Origin of the sequence: Nocardia araoensis NBRC 100135, from assembly GCF_000308435.1 — a bacterium.
GTDB classification, from domain to species: Bacteria; Actinomycetota; Actinomycetes; order Mycobacteriales; family Mycobacteriaceae; genus Nocardia; species Nocardia araoensis.
Window position 1 is genome coordinate 1 of the sequence record NZ_BAFR01000189.1, and the last position, 18,771, is coordinate 18,771.

Annotated in this window: 19 protein-coding genes; 12 read left to right on the plus strand and 7 right to left on the minus strand. The window is 68.6% G+C overall.

Annotated features, from left to right (window positions below; translation table 11 throughout):
* Nucleotides 1-744: hypothetical protein (locus tag ON21_RS24755; protein ID WP_039801419.1), on the plus strand; the 744-nt coding region annotated here is incomplete at its 5' end.
* Here ON21_RS24755 and ON21_RS24760 read toward each other — a convergent pair.
* Nucleotides 707-1,450, minus strand: coding sequence for an IclR family transcriptional regulator (locus ON21_RS24760; RefSeq protein ID WP_039801421.1), 744 nt, complete (start codon nt 1,448-1,450; stop codon nt 707-709). The genes ON21_RS24755 and ON21_RS24760 overlap by 38 nt on opposite strands.
* A gap of 490 nt (nt 1,451-1,940) precedes the next feature.
* On the opposite strand from ON21_RS24760, the gene ON21_RS24765 reads away from it, so the two are divergent.
* Complete coding sequence (locus tag ON21_RS24765; protein ID WP_039801424.1) at nt 1,941-2,198, plus strand: hypothetical protein; 258 nt, start codon at nt 1,941-1,943, stop codon at nt 2,196-2,198.
* Nucleotides 2,199-2,360: 162 nt separating this feature from the next.
* Here ON21_RS24765 and ON21_RS38670 read toward each other — a convergent pair whose 3' ends face one another.
* From ON21_RS38670 to ON21_RS24775, 3 genes are all read right to left on the minus strand, one after another.
* Nucleotides 2,361-2,501 (minus strand): hypothetical protein, encoded by a 141-nt coding sequence (locus ON21_RS38670; protein WP_157170957.1) that lies wholly within the window; start codon nt 2,499-2,501, stop codon nt 2,361-2,363.
* Between the two features lie 226 nt (nt 2,502-2,727).
* The gene (locus tag ON21_RS24770; protein WP_174372205.1) at nt 2,728-3,816 is read right to left on the minus strand and encodes an NAD(P)-dependent alcohol dehydrogenase; all 1,089 of its coding nucleotides are present in this window, start codon (nt 3,814-3,816) and stop codon (nt 2,728-2,730) included.
* 6 nt (nt 3,817-3,822) lie between these two features.
* Nucleotides 3,823-4,293, minus strand: a complete 471-nt coding sequence (locus tag ON21_RS24775) for a DUF4334 domain-containing protein (RefSeq protein ID WP_039801429.1) — start codon at nt 4,291-4,293, stop codon at nt 3,823-3,825.
* A 93-nt stretch (nt 4,294-4,386) separates the two neighbouring features.
* Between ON21_RS24775 and ON21_RS24780 the strand changes: the two genes are divergently transcribed.
* From ON21_RS24780 to ON21_RS24800, 5 genes are all read left to right on the plus strand, one after another.
* Nucleotides 4,387-4,968: a TetR family transcriptional regulator gene (locus ON21_RS24780; RefSeq protein ID WP_039801431.1), complete on the plus strand. Its 582-nt coding sequence runs from the start codon at nt 4,387-4,389 to the stop codon at nt 4,966-4,968.
* 170 nt (nt 4,969-5,138) lie between these two features.
* Nucleotides 5,139-7,082 carry a glycoside hydrolase family 15 protein gene (locus ON21_RS24785; protein ID WP_083880875.1) on the plus strand — a complete coding sequence of 648 codons (1,944 nt, stop codon included), beginning with the start codon at nt 5,139-5,141 and terminating at the stop codon, nt 7,080-7,082.
* Nucleotides 7,083-7,197: 115 nt separating this feature from the next.
* Nucleotides 7,198-7,833, plus strand: a complete 636-nt coding sequence (locus ON21_RS24790) for an MspA family porin (protein ID WP_245562715.1) — start codon at nt 7,198-7,200, stop codon at nt 7,831-7,833.
* Nucleotides 7,824-8,165 (plus strand): hypothetical protein, encoded by a 342-nt coding sequence (locus ON21_RS24795; protein WP_157170958.1) that lies wholly within the window; start codon nt 7,824-7,826, stop codon nt 8,163-8,165. The genes ON21_RS24790 and ON21_RS24795 overlap by 10 nt, the downstream gene beginning before the upstream one ends.
* A gap of 281 nt (nt 8,166-8,446) precedes the next feature.
* Nucleotides 8,447-9,511: an LLM class flavin-dependent oxidoreductase gene (locus tag ON21_RS24800; RefSeq protein ID WP_039801573.1), complete on the plus strand. Its 1,065-nt coding sequence runs from the start codon at nt 8,447-8,449 to the stop codon at nt 9,509-9,511.
* A gap of 45 nt (nt 9,512-9,556) precedes the next feature.
* Here the strand turns inward: ON21_RS24800 and ON21_RS24805 are convergent, their stop codons facing one another.
* Entirely contained in the window at nt 9,557-10,588 is a 1,032-nt protein-coding gene (locus ON21_RS24805) for an aldo/keto reductase (RefSeq protein ID WP_039801435.1), read from the minus strand.
* 141 nt (nt 10,589-10,729) lie between these two features.
* Entirely contained in the window at nt 10,730-11,191 is a 462-nt protein-coding gene (locus ON21_RS24810; RefSeq protein ID WP_051021309.1) for a DUF6463 family protein, read from the minus strand.
* Nucleotides 11,192-11,348: 157 nt separating this feature from the next.
* Between ON21_RS24810 and ON21_RS24815 the strand changes: the two genes are divergently transcribed.
* The 3 genes from ON21_RS24815 to ON21_RS24825 all read left to right on the plus strand — a co-directional run bounded on the left by ON21_RS24815 (nt 11,349) and on the right by ON21_RS24825 (nt 14,830).
* Nucleotides 11,349-11,933, plus strand: a complete 585-nt coding sequence (locus tag ON21_RS24815) for a TetR/AcrR family transcriptional regulator (RefSeq protein ID WP_039801437.1) — start codon at nt 11,349-11,351, stop codon at nt 11,931-11,933.
* A gap of 306 nt (nt 11,934-12,239) precedes the next feature.
* Nucleotides 12,240-13,454: an LLM class flavin-dependent oxidoreductase gene (locus ON21_RS24820; protein ID WP_039801576.1), complete on the plus strand. Its 1,215-nt coding sequence runs from the start codon at nt 12,240-12,242 to the stop codon at nt 13,452-13,454.
* Nucleotides 13,455-13,465: 11 nt separating this feature from the next.
* The gene (locus ON21_RS24825; protein WP_039801439.1) at nt 13,466-14,830 is read left to right on the plus strand and encodes an NtaA/DmoA family FMN-dependent monooxygenase; all 1,365 of its coding nucleotides are present in this window, start codon (nt 13,466-13,468) and stop codon (nt 14,828-14,830) included.
* Nucleotides 14,831-14,968: 138 nt separating this feature from the next.
* On the opposite strand, the gene ON21_RS24830 is transcribed toward ON21_RS24825, so the two are convergent.
* Nucleotides 14,969-15,826: a MerR family transcriptional regulator gene (locus tag ON21_RS24830; protein ID WP_039801441.1), complete on the minus strand. Its 858-nt coding sequence runs from the start codon at nt 15,824-15,826 to the stop codon at nt 14,969-14,971.
* Between the two features lie 272 nt (nt 15,827-16,098).
* Between ON21_RS24830 and ON21_RS24835 the strand changes: the two genes are divergently transcribed.
* Together ON21_RS24835 and crtI are read left to right on the plus strand one after the other, a co-directional pair.
* Nucleotides 16,099-17,214: a polyprenyl synthetase family protein gene (locus ON21_RS24835; RefSeq protein ID WP_083880863.1), complete on the plus strand. Its 1,116-nt coding sequence runs from the start codon at nt 16,099-16,101 to the stop codon at nt 17,212-17,214.
* Between the two features lie 16 nt (nt 17,215-17,230).
* Nucleotides 17,231-18,763 (plus strand): phytoene desaturase family protein, encoded by a 1,533-nt coding sequence (gene crtI, locus ON21_RS24840; RefSeq protein WP_039801444.1) that lies wholly within the window; start codon nt 17,231-17,233, stop codon nt 18,761-18,763.
* The last annotated feature ends 8 nt before the right edge of the window (nt 18,764-18,771 follow it).

The following is an 18,771-nucleotide window of genomic DNA, read 5'->3' on the forward strand; positions in this document are numbered from 1 at the left end:
GGGGTATTTCTCGTGCTGGCCGGGCTCGGCGTGGCGATGATGCTGCTGGGCGGGTGCGCCATGCCGGAGACCCTGCCGCCCTCCGCGCGCACCGGCGGAGGGATCTCCCAGGTTCGCCACGGGTATCTCACACTGGCCCGCGATCCGCAGTTCGTCGTTCTCGTGCTGGTGTCCGGCTTGGGCCGGGCGGTCCTGTGGGCATACATCGCCGGTTCGTCATTCGTGATGCAGGGCCAGTTCAAGCTGGACCCGAAGTCGTACGGATTCGCCTTCGCCGCGGGGGCGGTGGTGTTGATCGGCGCGTCCCAACTGAACGTCGCTCTGCTGGAGCGGTGGTCCCCGCTGCGCATCAGTCTGGTCTCGCTCCTGGTCAGCACGGCCGTCGGCGTGGGCTTCATCGCCCTGGCGGCCACCGCGACCGGCGGATTCACCGGCTTCGCGCTGCCGGTTCTCACCTTGCTGTGCGCGACCGGTTTCGTGATGCCGAACGCGCCGGCCCTGGCGCTGTCCCGGCACGGCGCGCTGGCGGGCACGGCCGCGGCGATGGTCGGCTTCGCGCAGTTCGGGGCGGCGGCGGTGGTCGCACCGGCCGTCGGGCTGCTGGGCAACACCAGCCTCGCGGTGGCGATCGCGATGACCGCGTCGGCGGCGCTCGGGTTCGTCGCCTTGGTGGCGGTGAGCCGACGGCGTGCGTCCGCCGCGAGCGCTATGCCGAGCGCGCGAGAGAGCCGAGTGTCCGGTTGATCCCGAGGCCGGCGGATTTCAGCGGGCCGGACATCCGGTCCAGGTTCATCCGTGCGGTGGTCGTGGACATCCCGACCGCACCGATCAGAACCGAGTGCGGGCCGAACACGGGTACCGCCGCGCTCACCACGCCGAGAGACATCTCCTCGGCTTCCACCGCCATCATGTTCTGCCGGACGGTGTCGAGCTGGCGGGCCAGATGTGCCGCCGATGCCACCGTTCGTCGCGTGAACGCGCACAGGCCGTTCTCGATCACCTGGGCGAGCACGTCCCCGCCGGAAAACGCCAGAATCGCCTTGCCCGTCGCGGTCGCGTACAGCGGCAGCCGTCCCGCTACGCGGGACGGTATCTCGACCGCACCATGACCGGAGAGCTTTTCTATGTAGAGCACATCGAGCCCGTCCCGGATCGCGAAGTGCACCGTCGCGGCCGTGGCGGCATGCAATTCCTGCAGGTACGGCAGGGCGGCGTCGCGGAGAACCCGCTGCGTCGGCACCAGCTGTCCGAGCTCGAACAGGCGCAGGCCGAGGCGGTACTTCGTCCCGACGCGTTCGAGGACACCCCACTCCACCAGGGCCTGCGCCAGCCGATGCGTCGTCGCCTTGGCGACTCCGCTGCGGCGGGACAGTTCGGTGAGCGACAACGCCACCGACTCGGCGTCGAAGGCCTCGAGCACCAACCGCGCCTTACCGAGTACCGATTGCATAGTCGAACGCCTCCAACGAACCCAGGCGGCCCACCCGTCGGACCAAGTCTGCACACCATACCGTTGCGTATTCGTCGCTGAACCGCAGCCCGCTCCGCACCGGGCGCGCACGAAAGCAGGCATGGGCAGGGCAAAAAGTGGGCGAATCAAAGTTCGCTGACGGGTTCCCAGGAGGTATATCCATCTGTTACATTACCGATGCGCAGCCTATATAAACACGTGCTGCTCCTCGTCCGAACGACAATGCCGTCACCGGACATCCGACCCGACAACGACGTCGGCAGGCCGACAACGGCGTCGGCCGTAAACGGATACCCCCAGTCATCGCGTCGAGCCCGTCCCCAAGCCTCGCTTGCGACGGTCCGGCATCGACCGGCGCCTGCCCGCGCGCCGTCCGACGTCCCGGCCGCGCCGCGCGGCATGGAGCAGGCCGGAATGCCCGTCGCGACGCGTCACCCGATCGGACATTGAGCCGGAGGAACCCAACGACATGCCGATCACCTTCTCGAGCGGGCTCGATTTGATCGCCGCACTCGACGTCCGCAATGTCGAGGCTCATCTCGCCGATGCCGTCGAGGGCTGTATCGCTTGCGCCACCACCGCCAGACCGGGGCCCGGCTGCCCCGCGCGTCTCGCCGCCCAGATCCGCAGCGCCGCCGCGGCCACCGCATCGGCTCCGCTGACGGCGATCGAGATCGTCGACAAACTCCTGGCACTGCGCCGAGCGCCGCAGCCGGACAGCGTGTAGCGCACACGGGCGGCCGCCCTGCCGGGTGCGCTGCCCGCCGCCTCGGATCAACGCCTGCCATCGGCGCCGTCCCGTCGCGATGTTGCCTCGATGGCACCGCCGATATCGCGGCTGAGCAGCGCAGCCGCGAGCGGGAGGACGCCGGAACCGGCCGACGCGGAATCAGCTCGATGCCGTGATCTGGGTTCGGGGGAATCGGTGCCCCATGACATCCGCCCACCATGCGCTCAAACGGGACTCCGGCCAGATGATGGGGTCTCGATCTTCGTCGTCGATGCCGGGCACGTTCGCGTCCTCGATCACGATGCAATTCCTTCGCGCCGTCCAACCTCGGAAGGGGCAACTCGTTCTCGCGCGGCGCAAGCGTTTTCGTGACAATGTCGAACGGGCCGGTGGTCGAACAGCGGGATGCCCCTGTCGGGTACCGGCACGACCGCGCTGTCGGGCCGATACGTGCACGGGGTACCACCCCCGCCCACGAACAAACCGATCTTTCGGTACCGGCCGCCGGAACTGTGGCGAAGCGCACTCACCAGGTGAGGACCGGTTTGACGACCGTGCCCGCCCGGTGGTCGGCGAGCGCGACATTGATGTCGGCGTGCGGGTACGTGGTGACGAGACGGTCGATCGGGAACCGTCCGGCGGCGTGCAGGTCCAGCAGTTGCGGGATGAAGGTCGCGGGCACCGCGTCGCCTTCGAGGCAACCGCGGATCACCTTGCCGCCGAGCACGATGTCCCGCAGGTCGATCTCCGGTACCCCGGCGCCCAATCCGACCGCGACCACCGTGCCGCCGATCGCCGCCGCGGCGGCCGCGGCGGCGAGTACGCCCGCCGATCCGGTCGTGTCGAGTGCGTGGGTCGCGCCGCCGTCGGTCAGCTTCCGGATCGTGGGCACGATGTCGTCGGTCGCCGGATCCAGGGCCGCGGTCGCGCCGAGTTCCCGCGCCAGCGCCCGCCGAGCCGGTGCCGGCTCCACGACGACCAGTTCGGCGACCTCGCAGGCCACCGCCGCCAGTACGCCCGCCATGCCGACCGCGCCTGCGCCGTAGACCGCGACGCGGGCATCCCGGCCGGGCCGCAGCACATTCAGCACCGCGCCAGCGCCGGTGAGGAACCCGCAGCCCAGTGGCGCAAGAACAGCCGGATCGATCGCGGTGTCGACGACCACCGTGTTGTCGGCGGTGCTCAAGGCGTACGCGGCGAAGCTGGACTGGCCGAAGAACCCGTCCCGCACCGCGGTTCCCGCGACGGTGACCCGGCGCGACCGGTCCGCCCGCGCACCGAACTGGTTGAGTTCCACCGCGCGCACGCAGTACGCCGGGCGTCCAGCCCGGCAGTTGCGGCACATCCGGCAGTGCCGGAAGGTCAACACGACACGGTCGCCCGGACGCACGCCGGTCACCGCCGCGCCGACGGCCTCCACCACTCCGGCGCCCTCGTGGCCGAGCAGCAAGGGACGGTCGGCGGCCCCCGCCGCCCGGGTCACCAGGTCGGTGTGGCAGATGCCGGTGGCCTGGACCCGGATCAGGATCTCGTCGTCCCGGGGCGCATCGATCTCGACGGATTCGACGGTGAACGGCGCGGCCGGGTCGCGCGACAGCACCGCGGTGGTGGTCACCATCGGTCAGACCCGCTCGAGCAGGAAGTAGAAGTACTCACCGTCGGCCAGCACCAGCTCGGGTCTGCCGTTCATGATGCCCATCAGCGTGTTCTCGTCGAGCCATTTGAAATGGTCGAACACCGGACGCTTGTCGTAGACCATGGTTGCGGTCACCTCGCCGCGGAACTCGATGTCCCACAGCGTCGCTTCCCCACCGCCGCCGAGCTCCACATCGGAGAACAGCGATCCGTCCTCGGCGCGGCAGATCAACGGCTTCGCGTCCAGCACGCTGTGGAAGGTCTTGCCGTACCAGCGGCTCGCCGACAGCGCCTTACGTAGCGGATGCCCGGTGGGAAACGCCGCTCCCTTCCACTCCCCCAGGATGTCCTCGGCGCGCGCCACCGGCAGGCCGGCCCACAGCGCGTCCAATTCCGCCGCGGTCACCCCGGTCTCCCGCGCGACGAGTTCCCGCCAGCCAGTTCCCACAGAGCCCATAACCAACCTCGTTCCCCGGTGCGGTTTTCCAGAACCATTTGGTTCGGCAACTGTATATCCGAACCAAATGGTTCGGCAAGATAGGATGCGGCCATGCGCGCAGCAGGTCAGGCCACCCGCGAGCGGATCCTCGTCGCGGCCAAAGCGGAGTTCGCCCGGTACGGCATCGCGGGAGCGCGCATCAATCGCATCGCCGATGCGGCCAAGGCGAGCAAAGACCGGCTCTACGCCTACTTCGCGGGCAAAGAGGAGCTGTACGCCGCGGTGACGGAGGAATGGGTCACCCAGACCACCGACGAGACCGCCCTCGACGCCGCGGACCTGCCCGGTTACGTCGGCCGGCTCTTCGACCACTACATCGCGCACCCCGACAACGCCCGGCTGCAGGCGTGGGCCGAGATCGAGCAGACCCACATCCCCGCCGCCGAAGACGCCATCCGCCGGATCATCGCGGGGAAACTCACCGAGATCCGCCGCGGCCAGGAGCAGGGATTGATCACCGCGGCGTTCGCGCCCATCACGCTGATCGTGATGCTGACCGATCTCGCCCGCACCGCGGCCATGCACGCCACCCGCACCACCCGGCACAACATCGCCGAACGCCGCGCCGCCACCGTCCTGGCCGCCCGACGGCTGGTCGGTCCGGACGCGCCCCCGGCCGAGGGCCGTCGCTGATTCGCAAGGGCTTGCCGATCCGGCCCACCAGGTGATGGGCTGGTGGGAGCGTTGCGTCACGCACGCCTCGATACCGCGCAGAGTGTTCGCCCGACGAAAGGCGGTGCAGTAGGTACTCGCAGGTGGAGGACCGCCGGACGGTAAATCCCGAGACGACGACGGAGAAGCGCATGGACAAGATCGAAGGCACACCGCGGCTCACGGCGTTCCCACGCATCGACGACTACGGGTTCATCTCCGATTGCGAGGTCACCGCCCTGATCGCCCCCAGCGGAGCCATCGAGTGGATGTGTTTGCCACGCATGGATTCTCCCAGTGTCTTCGCCGCGATACTCGATCGCTCCGCGGGCTCGTTCCGGTTCGCCCCCGCGGACTTCGTGGTGCCCACCGATCGCCGCTACATCCCGGGCACGATGGTCATGGAGACGAGCTGGCGCAGCGGCGAAGGTTGGGCGACGGTGCGCGATGTGCTGCTGGTCGGGCCGTGGCGGCACCAGAAACCCGGCCGCAGCGCCCACCGGCGGACACCAACGGACTACGATGCCGAACACATCCTGCTGCGGACGGTGCACTGCGAGACCGGGCAAATCCAGTTCGGGCTCGATTGCCAACCGGCCTTCGATTACGGCAGGCGTCGCGCGCAGTGGAACTACCTCGGCAGTTACCATCTCGCCCAGGCCGGCGCCGACGACACCGAACTGCAACTGACGCTGAGCACCGACATGCGCCTGGGTTTGGAGGGCACGCACGCGGTCGCCCGCACCCTGCTGAAGAAGGGTGACACCCGCTTCTGCGCGCTCGCCTGGGGCAGTCGCGACGCCCCCGTCGACGTCGCGGAGGCCGAAGAGCGGTTGCTGCGGACGATTCACCACTGGCGGCACTGGCTGGCGGGCGGACGATTCCCGGACCATCCGTGGACCGCGGAACTCACCCGCAGCGCGCTCACCCTCAAGGGATTGACCTTCGCCCCCACCGGCGCCGTCGCCGCCGCCGCTACCACGTCGCTGCCGGAAACCCCTGGTGGAGAGCGCAATTGGGACTATCGGTATTCGTGGATCCGCGACTCCGCCTTCGCCTTGTGGGGCCTGTACACGCTGGGCTTCACCTGGGAGGCCAACGACTTCTTCTCCTACATCCTCGAGCTGACCGAGGAAGCCAGGGACATGCAGATCGTCTACGGCATCGGCGGCGAGACCGATCTCGCCGAACAGACCCTCACCCACCTGCGCGGCTACGACAACGCGAGCCCGGTGCGCATCGGCAACGAGGCATACCGGCAACGCCAGCACGACGTGTGGGGCGCGGCGCTGGACGCGGTCTATCTCTACGGCCGCCATCAAGATCAAATCGACGCGCGGGCCTGGCCGCTGCTCGGTCGCGCGGTGAAAAGCGCCCTCACCTACTGGCGCGAACCCGATCACGGCATCTGGGAGGTTCGCGGGCAGCCCCGGCATTTCACCTCGAGCAAGGTCATGTGCTGGGTCGCCGCCGACCGCGGCGCCCGGCTGGCCCGCATCCAGCAGGACTTCGCCCGCGCGCATCGGTGGCAACAGGCCGCCGACGAGATCCACGCCGACATCTGCGCCCATGCGGTCGACTCCCGCCGGGTGTTCACCCAGTACTACGGCAGCACGTCGCTGGACGCTTCGACGCTGCTCATCCCGCTGGTTCGGTTCCTGCCACCCGACGACGACCGGGTGCGCAACACCGTGCTGGCCATCGCCGAGGAACTCACCGAGGACGGCCTCGTCCTGCGGTACCGCGTCGACGAGACCGACGACGGATGCGCCGGAGAGGAAGGCGCTTTCACGATCTGCTCGTTCTGGCTGGTCTCGGCGCTCTCGGAGATCGGCGAGAAGAAGAAGGCCAAGCAGTTGTGCGAGAAACTCCTCGGCTACGCCAGCCCCCTCGGCCTCTACGCCGAGGAGATCGATCCCCGCACCGGTCGCCACTGGGGCAACTATCCGCAGGCCTTCACCCACCTCGCCCTGATCAATGCCGTCATGCACGTCGTCCAGGACGAGCAAGCGCTCCTGCGGCAGGCACTCGGTGGTGAATCGATCGCACCGCGACTGGACGACGCACCGCTCACCCGGGGATACATCCACCGCTGAGCCGGAGCCGGATCGATGAAATCCGCTGCGGCCCAGCGGCGGACGGCCTTTCGTGCCGCCGCGCGGGCCACGTCGGTACTATCGCGTTCGACTGTTAACAGGACTAAGGATTTCATTGAAGGGCTCGACGATGGCGATGCTCGGCATCGCCGCGACCGCGGCGTTCGGCATGACCGCCACCCCCGCGACCGCTGATCCAGTGGCAGACAAATCTCGCGTCGTCAGCACGGAGGACGGCTGGGAGTTATGGATCAGCAAAACCACCGAAGACGTGCAACGCGTACCCAATCTCGCCGAAACACCGTTCACCAGGGAAGGGTTCGTCAGCTTGTCGGCGGCGGCCGACATCGGCGGCGAGGGCCGGGAGGCGGTGAACTCCGGGACGCTACAGTTGGGATACCAGATCGGCTGCCAAATAGACGTATCCAACGGCCTGACCATGGGCCTGTCCGCGGCCATCGGCCCGAACGTGGCGGTGACCGTCGCGCCCACGCCCGGCGTTTCGGTCGGGGGCAGCGCGCTGGCCCTGCCGAGCATGTCGACGACCATCAAGCCGGGGACGATCAACAGCATCACGCTGGGGACGAAACCGCTGGCCGGACCGCACGGCTCGATCTCCGTCGATCAGATCCAGATCAAGATCGATGCGTGCGCGGGCGCGGTGAGCCTGCGCTCGTTCGCGATCGTGTCGATATCGACGGCGACGGCGGACAATTCGGTCGCGGTCTACGGTGACCCGATATGGCTGTGATCGCTACGCGGGCGCCGCGACGCTGGATGGCGCCGATCGGTGTCTCGGTTGCGCTGCTCATCGCCGCCGCCACCGCCTCCGCCCAGCCGATCGTGCCGGTCGGCCCAGCACCGAACTGCGGCGAAACACCCTCCTCCGCAACGGCTTGCGGCGACGACAAGCCCGCACCCGGGCCGCGGGGCGGGCCCGCGGCGCCACCGCCATCGCTGCCGTTGCAAGTGCTGGCGCCCCCGCCCGGGAAGTCGGCGCCCAATACCAACACGCCCGCCGGTGCCCTGGTTCCGCCCGCGCCGGGGACGGGCACAGGCACTCCGATCGTGCCGACCAGGTAGCCGATGGATGGGGTCGGTCGCCGTCGCTTCACCGAGTACGGCGACCGGCGCCGGAATCCGGCGCGAGCAGGCGCGGTGGCCGCCTCTGGAATCTCTGTGAATTTATGTCTCATCCCGACCCATCGTCGCAGCTCAGACGCGGTACCGCAGGGGGAATGACGCGGCCGTCGAACGGCTTCCGGCGCCGGGCGAGGTCGATAATTTCGATGTCCGAAAGCCGGCCGACCCGCCGGCCGGGTGATTCGCCCGTCGATCGCGCCCACGAACAGGAATCACCGCCGATGAGCCTCGAATTCCTCTGGTACATCCCGAATCAAGTCACGCCGGGACACCGCGGTGACACCATCGCGGCCGACCACAACAGCCTCGACACCCTCAGCGCCCAGGCGAAGGCGCTGGAGGAGCACGGGTGGCGCGGCGCATTGATCGGCACCGGGTGGGGTCGCCCCGACACGCTCACCGTCGCGACGGCTCTGGCCGCCAAGACGACGACCTTCGAGCCGCTCGTCGCGATCAAGCCGGGCTACTGGCGTCCGGCGAACTTCGCTTCCGCCGCGGCGACCCTCGACCACCTCTCCGGCGGCCGGGTGCGCGTGAACATCGTCTCGGGAAAGGACGATCTCGCGGCCTACGGCGAGACCGAAAGCGATCAGGCCGAGCGTTACGCTCGCACCAAAGAGTTCCTTCAACTCGTGCGCAGGCTGTGGACCGAGGAGAACGTCACGTATCAGGGCGAGTACTACCAGGTCAGCAATTCCACCGTGGCGCCGAGGATCGTTCCGCGCGGCGAGCGCCGCCACCCGAAACTGTACTTCGGTGGTGCGTCGGAGGCCGCGGAGCGGGTAGCGGCGACCGAGGCCGATGTCCAGCTCTTCTGGGGCGAGCCCCTGTCGGGTGTCCGGGAACGGATCGAACGCCTGCGGTCGCTGAGCGAGGAACTCGGCCGCGAGCATGCGCCGCTCGAGTTCGGCCTGCGGGTCACCACTTTCGTCCGTGACACCACCGAGCAGGCGTGGGCGGAGGCGGAGGCGAAGGTCGCGCAGATGTCGAACGATCACCACGCGCCCGTACCGAACCCGCACCGCCGAACGGCCGTGGGACAGCAACGACTGCTGGACCTGGCCGCGCAGGGTGAGGTGCTCGACGACAACCTGTACACCACACCGGGCAAGTTCGGCGGTGGCGGCGCCGGGACCACCTGGCTCGTCGGCTCTCCCGAAGACGTCGCCAAGTCGCTACGCAGGTACCAGGATCTCGGCATCACGCACTTCGTCCTCTCCGACACCCCGTATCTGCCCGAGATCGAGCGCCAAGGCAACCAGCTGCTTCCGCTGCTGCGGGATTGAGAAGGGCAGCGCCCGCGCTGCCCCTCCCGATCCCGCCCGGCCGGGTCAGAGTTGCAGGCCGGTCCCGTGCACGCCGTGCTCGTCGATGAGGGCGAGTTCGTCGTCGGTGAGCGCTGGGAAGTTCAGCGCCGCGATGTTGTGATCCAGCTGCGCGGTGGAACTCGCGCCGATCAGCGCCGAGGTGACCTCGGGGCGCCGCAGCACCCATTGCAGCGCCAGCTGCGCGAGCGACTGGCCGCGAGCCGCGGCGATCTTGGCGAGCGCGGCGGTGCGCTGCCGGTAGGTCTCGTCGATGACGTCCGGCGACAGGAAGCTACTGTTCTGTGCCCGCGCCCCCTCGGGAATCGTCTCCAGATACTTGTCGGTCAACAGGCCTTGGGCCAAAGGCGAGTAGACGATCGCGCCGAAACCGTCTCGGCGGGCGGTGTCCAGCAGGCCGTTGCGCTCGGGGCGACGGTCGTAGATCGAATAACGCGCCTGGTGGATCAACAGCGGGACGCCCGCCTGCCGGAGCAGCTCGGCGGCCTCGTGCGTGCGGTCGGGCGCGTAATTCGACAGGCCGACGTACAGCGCCTTGCCTTGTTGCACCGCGCTGACCAGCGCGCCGACCGACTCCTCCAACGGCGTGCTCGGATCGGGGCTGTGATGGTAGAAGATGTCGACGTGGTCGGTGCCGAGGTCGCGCAGGCTGTGCTCGAGCGAGGTGAGGATCGACTTGCGCGAACCGCCCCTGAGATACGGGCTCGGGCCGATGGGGTTGCCCGCCTTGGTCGAGAGGATGAGTTCGTCGCGGTAGGGTGCGAGGTCCTTGGCGAGCACCGCGCCGAAGTTCTTCTGGGCGGCGCGATGCGGGGGGCCGTAGCGGTCGGCGTTGTCGAAGTGCGTGATGCCGAGATCGAAAGCGTGCAGGATGATCTCGCGTTGCGTCGCGAACGGGTAATCGGTGCCGAACTTCTGCCACAAGCCGAACGAGAAGGCGGGAAGGTCGAGGCCGGAGTTGCCGGTGCGACGGTACGGGACTTTTTCGTACCGGTCCGCGGCGGCAGCGTAGGTCGTATCGATGGGGCCATAACTCATCGGTGCGTATCTCTTCCTTTCGATGCGTGATCACCGAGAGTGGACCACTTCCATCCCCTCCGGTGCGACCGGTCGGCTCACGCTGATCGAAACCTGTCGTGCCGTGCCTGCCTCGGCGTGCCGCGCCTCCCGCCGGCCCGATCAGCCTCGGATCTCCGCGCTCGAAGCTGTCGCGCTCGCCGGGGGCCGGTCGTCCTTCCGTGCCGCCACGATGACAAGTACCCCGGAAACGATTCCGACGAAGAATGGCGACGGCACGAGCAGGACACCACCCAGCAAGCACCATGCCGCGAGGCCCCAGCCGATCACAGCGGGCACGGCCACCCCGCGGCCGGCGAGGTGCCAGATCAGCAGACCCAACAGAATCAACGGCACGGCGAAGCTGCCCGGACCGGCCCAGAACGTCAGCTTGTTCTGCAAGGACTCCGCCGTCTGCACGACGTCCTCATCTCCGAGCGTGAGCGGGACGGCCGCCCATAGACCGCGTTCGGCCCAGCCGGTGATGTCCTCCCACGAGGAAAGTGCCAGCAGGATCAGGTGCCCAGTGCCCAGCACGAGCAGGATCGCACCGGACCAGCGGAGCAATCGCTTTCTGTCGTTCATCGTGACCTTTCCTGTTCCGACGAAGTTCCGGCGTAGTCGGGGTTCCGCCGGGCCCGCTCACGCTGGGTCGACAATCGCGAGCTCGATTTCCCGTGCCGCCGCGCGACATTCGCTTTTATACGGTGCCGTATAGTTACTATATACGGTAACGTATAGCATCAGCCCGATCAATGGAGGTGGCCAAATTCCTGCCGTGCCCCGCACCACCCGCGACCGCTGGATCGAGGCGGGCCTGGAAGCACTCGCCCACGGTGGACCCGATGCCGTCCGCGTGGAGACGCTCGCCGCCCAGCTCGGCGTGACGAAGGGCGGGTTCTACGGCTACTTCGACGGACGTCCCGCGCTGCTCACGGAAATGCTGGACGAGTGGGAACGCCGCTGCACGACAGCGGTCCTCGGCCAGGCCGAAGCCGAAGGCGGCGACGCCGCCGACCGGATCCGGCGCGCCGGACGACTGACCTTCACCGAGGACCTGCACCGCATCGATCTCGCGGTGCGCGCTTGGGCCCGCCACGACGAATCCGTGGCGACGCGCCTGCGGCGCATCGACAACGAGCGGATGACGTTCCTGCGCAGGATGTTCGGGGCCTTCATCACCGATCCGGACGAGGTCGAGGCACGCAGCACCCTGACCTTCGCCCTCGCGATCGGCCGTCACTTCATCGTCGCCGACCACCCCGGCTACACCACCCGCGAAGCCGTCGAACTCGCCGGAGAATACCTTCTGCGTCCGCCGCACTGAACGCACCGCACGTTCGGCAGACCGGGCCTTCGCGTGACAGCTCGGTTCGATTTCGAGCCGGAGCACGCCGGTCGCACCGCCGTATTTCCCATCGATCGAGCTGATCTCAATCGTTGACAGTTCGCGTGCGATGGCGGCCGTGTGCGCGGGTTCTGCGCCGTGGCCACGTGTTATTCCTTCCCGGTCCGTCGAGCCCGGTGACACGGACGGTCTTCGGCCGTGCTCGCAGCCCCCGTTCGGTCCATCGCGGGGCGATTTCGCGCGTTGCACCGCACGACATTCGCGCATGGAGAGAAACGGGAGACGATGGCACCGAACCCACTGCATATCGGCGTCGCGCTCGACGGGGCGGGCTGGCATCCGGCCGCGTGGCGGGAGCCGAACTCCCGTCCCGCCGAACTGTTCGAGCCCGGCTACTGGACCGACCTGATCCGGACCGCGGAGCGGGCACTGCTCGATTTCGTGAGCATCGAGGACAGTCTGCGGGTCCCCGGTGGGCGGCACGCGCCGTCCGACGACGCCGTCGATCAGGTCAGGGCCAGGATCGACGCGCATCTGATCGCCGCACGGATCGCCCCCGTCACCCGGCGTATCGGTCTCATTCCGACCGTGACGACCACGCACACCGAACCCTTCCACGTCTCCAAGTCGATCGCGACGCTGGACTACACCTCGCGTGGCCGCGCGGGTTGGCAAGCGCGAGTGTCCGGTACCGCCGAAGAGGCCGCCCACTTCGGGCGACGTGCGGTGCACGACCTGACTCCCGCCGAATTCGCCGAAGCTGTCGCGTCCGGCGTCTACCCCGACCGTGTGCGTGATCTCTTCGACGAGGCCGCCGACGCCGTCGAGGTGGTGCGGCGGCTGTGGGACAGCTGGGAGGACGACGCGGAGATCCGCGATGTGGCCACCCGCCGGTTCATCGATCGCGACAAACTGCACTACATCGACTTCGAGGGCCGCTTCTTCAGCGTCCGCGGCCCATCGATCACGCCGCGTCCGCCGCAAGGGCAGCCGGTGGTGGCGGCTCTTGCGCACGGCCCGCTGATCTACGAATTCGCCGCCCGCAGTGCCGACCTCGTCTTCGTCACGCCCACCCGCGACGAAGGCCCCGGCCCGATCCTGGAACAAGTCGCGTCCGCCGCGGCACGAGCCGGACGCGCCGGTGAGCCGCTGCGGGTCTATGCCGACATCACCGTTTTCCTCGATACCGACGAGGAGCCCGGTCCGCGGCGACTGTCCAAGCTGAGCGAACTCGCGCGTGCCGAATTCGATTCCGACGCCGCCGTTTTCGCGGGAAGCGCCGACGAGCTCGCCGACCTGCTCACCGACTGGAGCGAACAGGGGGTCGACGGGTTCCGGTTGCGGCCCGGCGTGGCGGTCGATGATCTGGCGGCAGTGGCCGACCGGCTCGTCCCCGCGCTGCAACGCCGCGGCGTGTTCCGCACCGGCTACCCGGACGGCTCGCTGCGCGCGCTGCTCGGTCTGCCGACCGATGTCCCCAACCGTTACGCGACTGCCTGAGCGAGGTCGAAGTGAGCACTCACCGTAAGCAGGTCATCCTGGGCGCCTACCTCGGCGGCGTCAACCATCACACCGCCTGGTGGCATCCCGAGGCGGGCAGCCAGATCGATTTCAGCAGCTTCGAACACACCGCCCGCACCGCCGAACGCGGCAAGTTCGATTTCTTCTTCCTCGCCGAAGGGCTCATCCTGCGCGAACGCGCGGGCCGGATCTTCGATCAGGACATCATCGGCCGCCCCGACACCTTTACCGTGCTGGCCTCGATCGCCGCGGTCACCGAGCATCTCGGGCTCGCCGGCACGATCAACACCACCTTCAACGAGCCCTACGAACTGGCCCGGCAGTTCGCCAGCCTGGACCATCTCTCCGGCGGACGCGCCGCCTGGAATGTCGTGACCTCGTTCGATGCCTTCACCGGGCAGAACTTCCGGCGCGGCGGATTCCTCGATCCCGCCGACCGCTATACGCGAGCCGAGGAGACATTGAACGCGGTTCGCGCGCTGTGGGATTCGTGGGACGCGGCCGACATCGTCGCGGACAAGGACACCGGACGGTTCCTCGCCCGGCCTGATGCCGGGGCATTCGCCTTCCAGGGCAGCCAGTTCGACATCTCCGGTCGTTTCACCGTGCCGCGCAGCCCGCAGGGCAGGCCGGTGATCCTGCAAGCCGGGGTGTCACCGCAAGGACGCGCCTTCGCAGCCGCCAATGCCGATGCCATCTTCTCCCCGTACGGCAAGTTGCCGGAGGCCGCGGACTTCTACCGCGACATCAAGTCGCGCGCCGTAGCGGCGGGGCGGGCGGCCGACGACATCAAGATCCTGCCGTCGGCGAGTTTCGTCCTCGGGGACACCGAGGCCGAGGCGATCGAGAAATACCATGCCATCCGCAACGAGCAGGTCACCGGACAGACCGCGCTGATTCTGCTGGAGCAGATCTGGAACCGCGACCTGTCCGGCTACGATCCGGAAGGGCCGGTGCCCGACATCGACCCGGACCCCGACGCCGCGCCGATCATCCAGGGCCGCGCCTTCGTCCACCAGGACCGCTTCGCCACCGCCCGACGTCTGCGCCAGGTCGGGGAGACGAAGAAACTCTCGCTGCGCGAGGTGGTGATCGATCAGTTCGAGCGCGGTCCACTGGTCGGAACCCCCGCACAGGTCGCGGAGCAGATCGACGCTTTCGTGCAGAACGACGGCTCCGACGGTTTCATCCTCGGTTCGCACCTGGTGCCGTGGGGCCTGGACGAATTCGTCGACAAGGTGGTGCCGCTGTTGCAGGACCGCGGTGCGCTGCGCACCGAGTACACCGGCACCACCCTGCGCGACAATCTCGGCCTGCCGAACGTGCGCTCGACGAAGACGGTTCCGACCGCCTGAGTCCGCCACCGTTGCCCGCACATGCCGGTCGACCGCAGCGCTGAACCACCCACGTTCGGCATCGGACGCCACCGATGCCGAGCGTGGCAGTGCCGACGCCCAGCGTGGCACTCGTCCAGCGGGTCGGGATGGACCGGATCACGCCCCGTCCGACCCGGCCTCGCGTAGGGCTTCCAGGGCGTCTTCGAGGGTGGCGATATAGATCGCCCCGGGCGGCAGCCCGACCGTGGGCCAGCCCGGTCCGGCGACCAGCACCCGCACCGCCACCTCTCGCACAGCACGAATCGTTTCCGGAGTGGCGGTCGCGGGCAGCTGCGACCAGAGCACGAGCACACACCGACGATCGTGGTGTGCCACGGCTTGGACCAAAGCCGAGTCGGGTACCGCCGCGCCCAGCAGCAGCGCCACGATGCCTCGCTCGGCCAGCGCCGCCCGCAACACTTCCAGGGGCAGCACGTGATTTTCCCCGGCCGTGCACGCCAGGAGAATCGGCGGTTGCGAACCCGGACGCCGGACCGGCGGGAACATGCGATGCAATCCCGCGATCACCGCCCAGGACAACAGGTGTTCCACTTCGATCAGGCCGCGGCCGCCGTCCTGGCCTGCCACGATCGTCGCGAATGCCGGACGGCACAGTTCGTTCCACGTCGTGACCACACCATCGCGCGCCAGCCGAGCCACGATCAGGGTGAGCGCGACATCGGGTTCCAACCGTTCGGCAGCGATCAGGACAGCGCTGCGACCGTCTGATGCTCGCGCGGCTTCGGCACGCGCCTGATCTGCCGCACCGGCCGGTGTGGCGCCTGCTCCGACGAGCTCGATCATCCGTCGCAAGATCGCGATGTCGGAGTCGGAATAGCGGCGGTGAGCGCCCGGCAGGCGACTCGGCGGGCCGATCGCATAGCGCTGGTTCCAGCTGCGCAGGGTGGCGACCGGAACGCCCAGCCGCTTGGCCACCGCGCCCACCGCGTACCGGGCGGACTGATCGTCAACCATCGTCGGGCCGCCGCATGTCTTCCGCTCCTTTCGGAAGAATTCGAATGATGCATCGATTTTGCATCAAAACTGGCGTAGCGTGAAGCCTTGCAAGCCCGAGCATCAAGGAGGACGTCGTGGACCGACTCACTTTCCCGCGATCGGTGGCACCGGCGACCGGCGTCGGCACCGACTTCCAGACGTGGTAGGGCGTTTATCGCCTCGATAATGCATCGTTTGAAGAGCAGGTTAGACGTGCGAGTAGTTGCCAGAGGCGTGGAAGGAGATCGGCAATGAGCATCGTGTGGTCCGAACGGACAGTGACCGAACCGGTCGGTGGCATCCCGGCCCTCGGGACCGGCCCCTTCGCGCTGTGGCGGGACGCGGTGCGGTGGGCAGTTCTCGGCGAGTTGGAAGATTTCCTCCTGCGGGCATGCCCCGCGCCGCTGCACCGCCTCGGCGCACACGACGTCCTGCGGCAGTACGCCACCGGCGGGAAATGCTTGCGGTCCACGTTCATGTACCTCGGCTGGCTGTGCGGCGCACCGGACGATCCGGCGGCGCTGCGCGGGGCGGCCGGTCTGGAGTTGTTGCACGCGTTCGCGCTGCTCCAGGACGATGTCATGGACCGGTCCGCGACGCGCCGCGGCGCCCCGGCCGCACATGTCCGGTTCGCCAGGGCGCACCGCGGCATCGGCGCGCCCGGTTCCTCGTTCCGGTACGGCGAGTCCGCCGCGATCCTGCTCGGAGACCTGTGCCTGGTGTGGGCCGAGCAGATGCTCCGCGAGAGCGGGCTGGCCGAGTCCGCACTCGCGCCCGCGTGGCCGCGCTACGACAAGATGCGGGTGGAACTCGCGACCGGCCAGTTCGCGGACCTGCTCAACGACGCGCGCACCGAGCCCGCGCTGGCCTCGGTCCTGGCGATCGCGCGGGTCAAGTCCGGCAACTACACGGTGCGATGCCCGTTGGAGATGGGCGCCGCGATGGCGGGCTGCGATGCGACCGTCCTGGACGCGCTGGGCCGGTACGGAGCCGCGATCGGCGAGGCATTCCAGTTGCGTGACGACGTACTGGGCATCTTCGGATCACAGGCCGTGACCGGCAAACCCGCGGACGGCGATCTCGGGGAACGCACGGCGACCAGCGTGGTGGTGCTGGCGCGCGAGATGGCGACCCCATCGGCACGGTCCGAACTGTCCTGGCTCCTGCATCGCGCCCAGCTCGGCCCTGCGGAGATCGACCGCGCCAGGACGCTGATCGTCGAGTCCGGGGCACCGGAGCGGATCGAGACGATGATCGCCGACTTGGTCACCCGCGCCGAAAATGCCCTGGACACGGGCGGTTTCACCGCACCGATGCGGGCCGCTCTGGAGCACATGGCCGCCGCATGCACCGAACGCATCGCCTGATCAGGAGGTTTTCCCGATGCGTACCGTCGAAGGCGCGACCGACCGGGTGGTGGTCGTCGGGGCCGGGCTCGCCGGGTTGTCCGCGGCTCTGCATCTGGCGGGCCGCTCCCGCGAAGTGATCGTCGTGGAACGGGAAGCGGTGCCGGGCGGACGAGCCGGGCACGCCGATCCGGCGGGCTATCGCCTCGACACCGGCCCGACGGTGCTGACGATGCCGGACATCGTCGAGAGCGTCTTCGCGGCCGGCGGAGCGCGCAGCGCCGACCACGTGCAGCTGGTGCCCGTGGAACCGGCGTATCGGGCGCATTTCGCCGGCGGCCGGACGCTCGACGTGCACACCGACGCCGAGCGGATGGAAGCGGAGATCCACCGGTTCGCCGGTCCCGGCCAAGCCGACGGCTATCGCGGCCTGAGACGTTGGCTGACGCGTTTGTACCGAGCGGAGATGGACCGGTTCATCGCCGCGAATTTCGACTCACCGCTGTCCATGGTGACGCCCGCTCTCGGCCGGCTGATCGCCCTGGGCGGTTTCGGGCGATGGGATCGCGCCGTCGCACGTTACCTTCGCAACCCAGATCTGCGCCGTGTCTTCACCTTCCAATCGCTCTACGCGGGTGTCGCGCCGAGCCGGGCGCTGGCCGCCTACGCGGTGATCGCGTACATGGACACCGTCGGCGGGGTCTACTTTCCACGCGGCGGCATGCGCGCGCTCCCGCAGGCCCTGGCCGACGCGGCGACCGTGGCCGGTGTCCGATTCCGCTACGACACCGCGGTGACCGCCCTGGAGTACGCGGGCTCGCGGATCACCGCAGTGCGCACCGAGGACGGCGACCGGATCCCTTGCGACGCCGTGGTATTGACTACGGAACTACACGAGGCATATCGCCTGATCACGCGGGCGCCACGGCGTCCGGTGCCGCTGACCTCGGCCCCGTCGGCGATGATCGTCCATCTCGGATGCGCGCCCACGGCCGCGCAGGCCCACCACAGCCTGCTGTTCGGAGCCGCCTGGGAGGAGTCGTTCCGCGACATCATCGTCCGCGGTCGGGTGATGCGCGATCCGTCGCTGCTGGTGACCCGTCCCACGGCTACCGATCCGTCTTCGGCTCCGGCGGGACGGGATCTGCTGTATGTGCTCGCACCGGTGCCGAATTTGCAACGGGGCCGGATCGATTGGGAACGGTCGGGCGCAAGTTATGCCGAGCAGATGCTCGAGGTCGCTCAGGATCGCCTCGGTTCGCGGTTCGGCGATGCCGAGATCCTACGCGTGGACACGCCCGCCGACTGGGCGCGTCGCGGCATGCTCGCCGGGAGCCCTTTCGCATTGGCGCACACGTTCACCCAAACCGGCCCATTCCGACCGGCCAATATGATTCGCGGCGTCGACAACGTCGTCCTGGCCGGAGGCTCGACCGTGCCGGGAGTGGGGATCCCGCCGGTGCTGATCTCCGGCCGGCTGGCCGCGGACCGCATCACCGGCCACCGGTCCCCGCGGCCTCGCCGCAGCGGATCCACGCTCGCCCTCAGCCCCATCGATCGACGACCATGATCGGAATC